The 7,148-nt window shown below is 71.4% G+C and carries 7 protein-coding genes; 3 read left to right on the plus strand and 4 right to left on the minus strand.

Going from position 1 to position 7,148, the window contains the following annotated elements; translation table 11 throughout:
• Nucleotides 1-37: 37 nt before the first annotated feature.
• The gene (gene sufB / locus ACY34J_RS13980) at nt 38-1,459 is read right to left on the minus strand and encodes a Fe-S cluster assembly protein SufB (RefSeq protein ID WP_462726772.1); all 1,422 of its coding nucleotides are present in this window, start codon (nt 1,457-1,459) and stop codon (nt 38-40) included.
• Nucleotides 1,456-2,187: a helix-turn-helix transcriptional regulator gene (locus ACY34J_RS13985; RefSeq protein ID WP_462726780.1), complete on the minus strand. Its 732-nt coding sequence runs from the start codon at nt 2,185-2,187 to the stop codon at nt 1,456-1,458. Before ACY34J_RS13985 ends, sufB begins: the two co-directional genes overlap by 4 nt.
• Nucleotides 2,188-2,692: 505 nt before the next feature.
• On the opposite strand from ACY34J_RS13985, the gene ACY34J_RS13990 reads away from it, so the two are divergent.
• From ACY34J_RS13990 to ACY34J_RS14000, 3 genes are all read left to right on the plus strand, one after another.
• Complete coding sequence (locus tag ACY34J_RS13990) at nt 2,693-3,655, plus strand: ABC transporter ATP-binding protein (protein WP_462726773.1); 963 nt, start codon at nt 2,693-2,695, stop codon at nt 3,653-3,655.
• Nucleotides 3,652-4,434: an ABC transporter permease gene (locus ACY34J_RS13995; RefSeq protein ID WP_462726774.1), complete on the plus strand. Its 783-nt coding sequence runs from the start codon at nt 3,652-3,654 to the stop codon at nt 4,432-4,434. The genes ACY34J_RS13990 and ACY34J_RS13995 overlap by 4 nt, the downstream gene beginning before the upstream one ends.
• Nucleotides 4,435-4,540: 106 nt before the next feature.
• Complete coding sequence (locus ACY34J_RS14000; protein ID WP_462726775.1) at nt 4,541-5,536, plus strand: COX15/CtaA family protein; 996 nt, start codon at nt 4,541-4,543, stop codon at nt 5,534-5,536.
• Here ACY34J_RS14000 and ACY34J_RS14005 read toward each other — a convergent pair.
• Entirely contained in the window at nt 5,513-6,655 is a 1,143-nt protein-coding gene (locus ACY34J_RS14005; protein ID WP_462726776.1) for an amidohydrolase family protein, read from the minus strand. The genes ACY34J_RS14000 and ACY34J_RS14005 overlap by 24 nt on opposite strands.
• A gap of 64 nt (nt 6,656-6,719) precedes the next feature.
• Nucleotides 6,720-7,070: a hypothetical protein gene (locus ACY34J_RS14010; RefSeq protein WP_462726777.1), complete on the minus strand. Its 351-nt coding sequence runs from the start codon at nt 7,068-7,070 to the stop codon at nt 6,720-6,722.
• Nucleotides 7,071-7,148 lie beyond the last annotated feature (78 nt).

The raw sequence follows: 7,148 nt of genomic DNA on the forward strand, positions 1-7,148 counted from the left end.
GGCTCGCTCACGGGGCCTGGTGGGGGGTGGTCCGGCCTCAGCCGACCGCGCCCTCCATCTGCAGCTCGATCAGCCGGTTGAGCTCCAGCGCGTACTCCATCGGCAGCTCGCGAGCGATCGGCTCGACGAAGCCGCGCACGATCATCGCCATCGCCTCCTGCTCGCTGAGGCCGCGGCTCATCAGGTAGAAGAGCTGGTCCTCGCTGACCTTGGACACGGTCGCCTCGTGGCCCATGGACACGTCGTCCTCGCGGACGTCCACGTACGGGTAGGTGTCCGAGCGGGAGATGGTGTCGACCAGCAGGGCGTCACACAGCACGTTGGACTTGGCGCCCTCGGCACCCTCGCCGATCTCGATCAGACCGCGGTAGGAGGTCCGGCCGCCGCCTCGCGCCACCGACTTGGAGACGATGTTGGAGGAGGTGTTCGGGGCCATGTGGACCATCTTGGCGCCGGCGTCCTGGTGCTGCCCCTCGCCCGCGAAGGCGATGGACAAGGTCTCGCCCTTGGCGTGCTCGCCCATCAGGTAGACGGCCGGGTACTTCATCGTGACCTTGGAGCCGATGTTGCCGTCGACCCACTCCATGGTCGCGCCCTCGTATGCCACGGCGCGCTTGGTGACCAGGTTGTAGACGTTGTTCGACCAGTTCTGGATGGTCGTGTAACGGCAGCGGGCGCCCTTCTTCACGATGATCTCGACGACCGCGGAGTGCAGCGAGTCCGACTTGTAGATCGGCGCGGTGCAGCCCTCGACGTAGTGGACGTAGGCGTCCTCGTCGACGACGATCAGCGTCCGCTCGAACTGGCCCATGTTCTCGGTGTTGATCCGGAAGTAGGCCTGGAGCGGAATCTCCACGTGCACGCCCTTCGGCACGTAGATGAACGATCCGCCGGACCACACAGCGGTGTTCAGAGAGGCGAACTTGTTGTCACCGGCGGGGATGACGGTGCCGAAGTACTCCTTGAAGAGCTCCGGGTGCTCCCGCAGGCCGGTGTCGGTGTCCAGGAAGATGACACCCTGCTCCTCGAGGTCCTCACGGATCTTGTGGTAGACGACCTCGGACTCGTACTGCGCCGCGACACCGGCGACGAGGCGCTGCTTCTCGGCCTCGGGGATGCCCAGCTTGTCGTACGTGTTCTTGATGTCCTCCGGCAGCTCCTCCCAGGAAGCGGCCTGCTTCTCGGTGGAGCGGACGAAGTACTTGATGTTGTCGAAGTCGATTCCCGACAGGTCCGAGCCCCAGGTCGGCATGGGCTTCTTGTCGAACAGACGCAGGCCCTTGAGACGCAGCTTCAGCATCCACTCCGGCTCGCCCTTCTTGGCCGAGATGTCGCGGACGACAGCCTCGGACAGGCCGCGCTTGGCGGCGGCACCGGCGACATCGGAGTCGGCCCAGCCGTATTCGTAGTTGCCCAGGCCCTCGAGCTCGGGGTGAGCAGTCTCCGTGGGGAGAGTCATGCGGGGTTCCTCCCGGCCGTGCTTGCAGATGCTGTGGTGGTCTTGGTCTTCAACTGGTTCTTCGGGATGAACGTGGTGCACACCCCGTCGCCATGGGCGATGGTGGCCAGTCGTTGCACATGCGTCCCGAGCAGCTGGGCGAAGACCTCGGTCTCCGCTTCGCACAGCTGCGGGAACTGCTCGGCGGCGTGGGCGACCGGGCAGTGGTGCTGACAGAGCTGTTCGCCGACCGGTGCGCTGCGCGCCGTAGCAGCGTACCCGTCCTTCGACAACGCCTTGGCGAGCGCTTCGGTGCGCTCCTCGGGGGCGGCGCTCTCGACGGCCTCGCGGTAGCTGACGCCCTGCGCAGCCAGGCGGGCGCGGGCGAAGGCCGCGACCGCGGCGTCGCCCTTTTCACCTCCACCCGCGGCCTGCGCGATCCAGCGCAGAGCATCGACGGCCAGCTGGTCGTAAGCCTGGTCGAAGGCGTCGCGCCCGTAGTCGGTAAGGGCGAACACCTTGGCTGGGCGGCCACGCCCGCGCGAGCCGTACACCCGCTGCTCGCGGGCTTCCACGACACCCTCGGTGACAAGCGCGTCGAGGTGGCGGCGGACGGCGGCCTGGGTGAGCTCCAGCCGCATGGCGAGCTCGGCAGCCGTGGACGGACCGTGGTCGAGGATCGAGCGGGCCACGCGGTTACGGGTGCTGCGCTGGCCGTCGTCCCCGAAGGACGTGGTGTGTGCGGGCACGGACGACTGGGCGGTCGTGCCGACCGCCGCTGCTGCCCGAGTCTCGCTCACGTATTTCACAACGCCATTGTTGCGTAAATCAGGCGGGGCGTACAACCCGGGCTGCGAGCCAGATCACGTGGGCTCGGTCACTAAGGGTTACCTAATCGCCTTGGGCCGGCGGGGACGGCTCTGGCCGCCGCCGCGGCCGTGCCGACGCCTTCGGCGCCGTGGTTTCCCGCCCGCCGCCCCCTTCCATAGGGCGGGCGGAAAATTCCCGGCGCGGAGCCCCGGGAGGCCGCGGAGACGCCCGCCGCGCGCGGCCTCGCCCCGAGGCCGGCGGCGCTGCGCCGCTTCCAGCCCGCGGGCAGCGGGGGTCTCGGACGCACCCGCGGCCCGGGCGTTCGGCCGGATCGGGACCGCCGCCCGCGAGGGCTCGGCCGCGTGGCCGGATTGGGACCGTCGGACGTCGGACCGCGGGCCCCTGGAAGCCGGAGCCACCTGGGCTGTTCGTACACTTCGGGGCATGCGCAGTGCCTTCCCGGGGGGCGCCCCTCGGACCCCCGGCCGAGAGCCCGTCGTACAGATCCAGGGCCTGGTCAAGCGGTACGGCCCGAAGACCGCGGTCGACGGCCTCGACCTCTCGGTCCGGGCCGGCACGATCACCGCGATTCTCGGCCCCAACGGCGCCGGAAAGACCACGACCGTCGAAACCTGCGAGGGCTACCGGCGCCCGGACAGCGGCACGGTCCGCGTCCTCGGCCTCGACCCGATAGCCGACGCGGGGGCCCTGCGCCCCCGGATCGGGGTGATGCTCCAGTCCGGCGGGGTCTACCCCGGCGCCCGGGCGGAGGAGATGCTGCGGCACACGGCGAAGCTGCACGCCCACCCCGTCGACGTGGACCTGCTCATCGACCGCCTCGGGCTGGGCAGCTGCGGGCGTACGTCCTACCGGCGGCTCTCCGGCGGCCAGCAGCAGCGGCTCGCTCTCGCCATGGCCGTCGTCGGACGGCCCGAACTGGTCTTCCTCGACGAGCCGACCGCCGGGCTCGACCCGCAGGCCCGCCGCGCCACCTGGGAGCTGGTACGGGACCTGCGCGCGGACGGCGTGAGCGTGGTCGTCACCACGCACTACATGGATGAGGCCGAGCAGCTCGCCGACGACGTCGCGATCATCGACGGCGGCAAGGTCATCGCCCAGGGCAGCCCGGAGGAGCTGTGCCGCGGCAGCGCCGAGAACACCCTGCGCTTCACCGGGCGGCCGGGGCTCGACCTCGCCGGGCTGCTCAAGGCGCTGCCGTCCGACTCCGCGGCCGCCGAGCTGACCCCGGGCGCGTACCGCGTCACCGGCACGGTCGACCCGCAACTGCTGGCCACCGTGACCGCATGGTGCGCGCAGAACGGCGTCATGCCGGACCGGATCTCGGTCGAACGGCACACCCTGGAGGACGTGTTCCTCGAGCTGACCGGCAAGGAGCTGCGCGCATGACCGCCACCGCCACCGCCCGCGGCACGTTCTCGCCCGAGCCGGGAGCGGCGCCGCTGCACCGGATGATCCTGGCGCAGGCCGCGCTGGAGACGCGGATGCTCCTGCGGCACGGCGAGCAGCTGCTGCTGACCGTCGTCATCCCGACGCTGCTGCTGGTGCTGTTCAGCACGGTCGATGTGGTCGACACCGGGAGCGGCAGGGCCGTGGACTTCCTGACGCCCGGGATCCTGGCGCTGGCCGTGATGTCCACCGCCTTCACCGGCCAGGCCATCGCGACGGGATTCGAGCGGCGGTACGGCGTACTGAAGCGGCTGGGTGCCTCGCCGCTGCCGCGCTGGGGGCTGATGACCGCCAAGACGGTATCCGTGCTGGTCACCGAGGTACTGCAGGTCGTGCTGCTGACCGTGGTCGCCTTCGCGCTCGGCTGGTCCCCGCACGGCGACCCGCTGTCAGTGGTCCTGCTGCTGATCGTGGGTACGGCCGCGTTCTCGGGGCTGGGCCTGCTGATGGCCGGGACACTCAAGGCCGAGGCGACCCTCGCCGCGGCCAACCTGGTCTTCCTGTTGCTGCTCGTCGGTGGCGGCGTGATCGTGCCGCTGGAGAAGTTCCCCGGCGCCGCGCAGGCCGTGCTGCAACTGCTGCCGATCTCGGCGCTGTCGGATGGGTTGCGGGAGATGCTCGCGCACGGTGCGGGGGTGCCGTGGGCGGATCTCGGCATTCTGGCCGCCTGGGCGGTCATGGGCCTCGGCGCAGCGGCCCGCTTCTTCCGCTGGGAGTAACGCCCCGAGTGACGCCCCGGGTAACGCCCCTCCCGGCGCGGAGCCTGGAGGCGTCTGTGCGGGGGGCTCGTGAAAGCGTGCACAAGGAGCCGCCTAACATGAGCGGGTGCCCAAGTTGCTGCAAGCCGCGCGAAACCCCCTCGCCTTCATCGCCGAGCGCTGGACCCCGTCCCCCCGGACCGTCCGGCGCGCGGCCCTCGCCGCGCTCGCGATGAGCGTGGTCATCATCGTCACCGGCGGCGCCGTACGGCTGACCAGTTCCGGTCTCGGCTGCCCCACCTGGCCGTCCTGCACCGAGGAGAGCCTCACCGCCACCCGCGAGATGGGCGTGCACGGCGCGATCGAGTTCGGCAACCGCATGCTGACGTACGTGCTGTGCGCGGCCGTCGGCTGGGCGATCGTCGCGGCCCGCTCCGCGAAGCCCGTACGGCGCGGCCTGACCCGGCTCGGCTGGGCGCAGTTCTGGGTGGTCATGGGCAACGCCGTGATCGGCGGCATCACCGTCCTCACCGGTCTGAACCCCTATACCGTCGCCGGCCACTTCCTGCTCTCCATCGCCCTGCTCACCGTGGCCCTGGTGACCTGGGAGCGCGCCGGTGAGGGTGACGGCGAGCCGCGCCCGCGCGTCGGCCGGGCGGTCAGGCAGCTGGCGTGGGTCCTCCTCGTCGCCTCCGGTGCGCTCGTCGCCGTCGGCACGCTGGTCACCGGCGCCGGCCCGCACGCGGGCGACTCCAGCAAGGTGCCCCGTGTCCCCGTCGACTGGGCGTCGATCGCCCAACTGCACGCGGATCTCGCCTGGGTCGTGGTGGGCCTCTGCATCGCCGTGTGGTTCGTGCTGCGCGCCGTTGACGCCCCCGAGGGGCCGCGGGCCCGCTCCCGCGATCTGCTGCTCGTCCTGCTCGCACAGGGCGTGATCGGTTACGTCCAGTACTTCACCGAGCTGCCCGAGATCCTGGTCGGTCTGCACATGCTCGGCTCGGCCCTGGTGTGGATCGCGGTGCTCCGCGTGCTGCTGTCGCTGCGCGAGCGCCCGGTCGAGGGGCCGGCTGCCGTGCGGGGCCCGGTCCAGGAGGCCGGTTCATCCGTGTCCGCCGCCGTCTGAGCGGTCGGCCAGCTCCGCCAGCCCGTACACCCGGCGCGCGTTGCCGGCCGCGATCAGCCCGGCGACCCGCTCGGCGTCCGCGGGCGACCACACGTCCTCGGCCACCCAGTCGCTGAGCAGCCGGCCCAGCGCCTCCTGGAACACTCGCGCCCCGACCACATGCAGCTCCGGAAGTCCGTGCCCGCCGGTGGAGAACAGCAGCTTCCCGAACGGCGCCAGCTCCAGCGCTTCCGCGAGGACCGTACGCGCCCGCGGCCCAGTGCGGGCGAGCGCGGGTCCGAGGCCCACGTAGACATGCGGGAACGCATGCGCGAGGTAGGCGGCCTGCCGGTGATACGGATAGCCGTGGAGCAGGACCAGGTCGGTGCCGAGCCCGGCGGTGGCCCGTACGAAGTCGGTCAGCAGCAGCGGATCCGCACGGTCGATGCGCAGCGCGGGGTCGCCCACGCCCGCGTGCAGCTGAAGCGGCAACCCGGTCGCGACCGCCGTCCACAGCAGGTGCCGCAGGAGGACGGGGTCGGTGAGACTGCCGCCGACGTCGCGGCCGGAGAGCCAGCGCCCGGCTGAGCGGCGCACCTCGCCCGGGTCGGGCGGCTCGGGCGCGAGGGCGAGGCCGTGGTCGCTGCCCGCGACCGAGGTGAAGCCGACGGCCGACCGGGAGGCGGTGTGCACGGCCTCCGCGAGGTTGGCGATGAAGCCGTCGACGGTCCCGGAGGTGTCGGCGACATGCTCGGCGAGGAGCTCCAGGCGGACGATCTCATGTGCGGTGGCGTCCGCCGTGGCGGCCAGTTCAGCAGGGTCGGTGAGGTCTCCACGCAGCCCGGTGTCGACGAGATAGGTGCCGATGCCGGCCGCCCGCAGCAGCCGCCGTCCCGCCTCCAGGACGCCCAGTTCGCGACGGCGCGCGAGATAGCGGGCGGGCGGGCAGTGCGGCTCCAGGCCGAGCAGCGGCGGGCACCACCGGCGTACGGCGAACCCGGTCTGGGTGTCGAAGAAGGTCGTGCCGGCGGCGGCGGGCGCGCTGGACTGGGTGAGGCATGCCTCGAAGGTGCCCAGGCCCAGCTCCGTGCGGAGCACACCGTTGCAGTGCTGGTCCACCAGTGGCGGCAGTTCGATCACAGCGCCCGCGCCTCCCCGTAGGTACCGGTCTTCCGGTCTACGGGTCTAACGGCGCGGACGCCCCTCAGGTGTTGCTGGGACCGCCGAGCTGGAGGCCGGCCATGCGCTCCCACTCGTAACGGCCGGTGCGGACCTTGGCCGCCATCTCGCCGTCGAAGGACTCATGGAGGGTGATCCCGGCGCGCTCGGCAGCGAGCTGCGCGATCTCGTGGGTCGGCGCCACCAGGTCGCCCCAGCCGCCGTCCTCACCGACGAGCACGATGCGGGTGCCCATCTGGCCGATGTAGGCGAGCTGGCCCTCGGCGCTGCCGCCGTGGCTCTTGGCGAAGCTCTTGATCTGCTTCGCCAGCCGGTTCACCCGGCGCTCGGCGCGGGCGTCCAGTGCCGTGTCCTCGGCCTGCTTGGTGTCTGCCATGAACACGATGCTACCTACGGGTAGATCATGTGGCGACGGGCAGAGCGAGTGGCCTCCGCCACGCCCTGAGGGCCCTGG

The organism is Streptomyces sp. HSS9-12, from assembly GCF_054963655.1.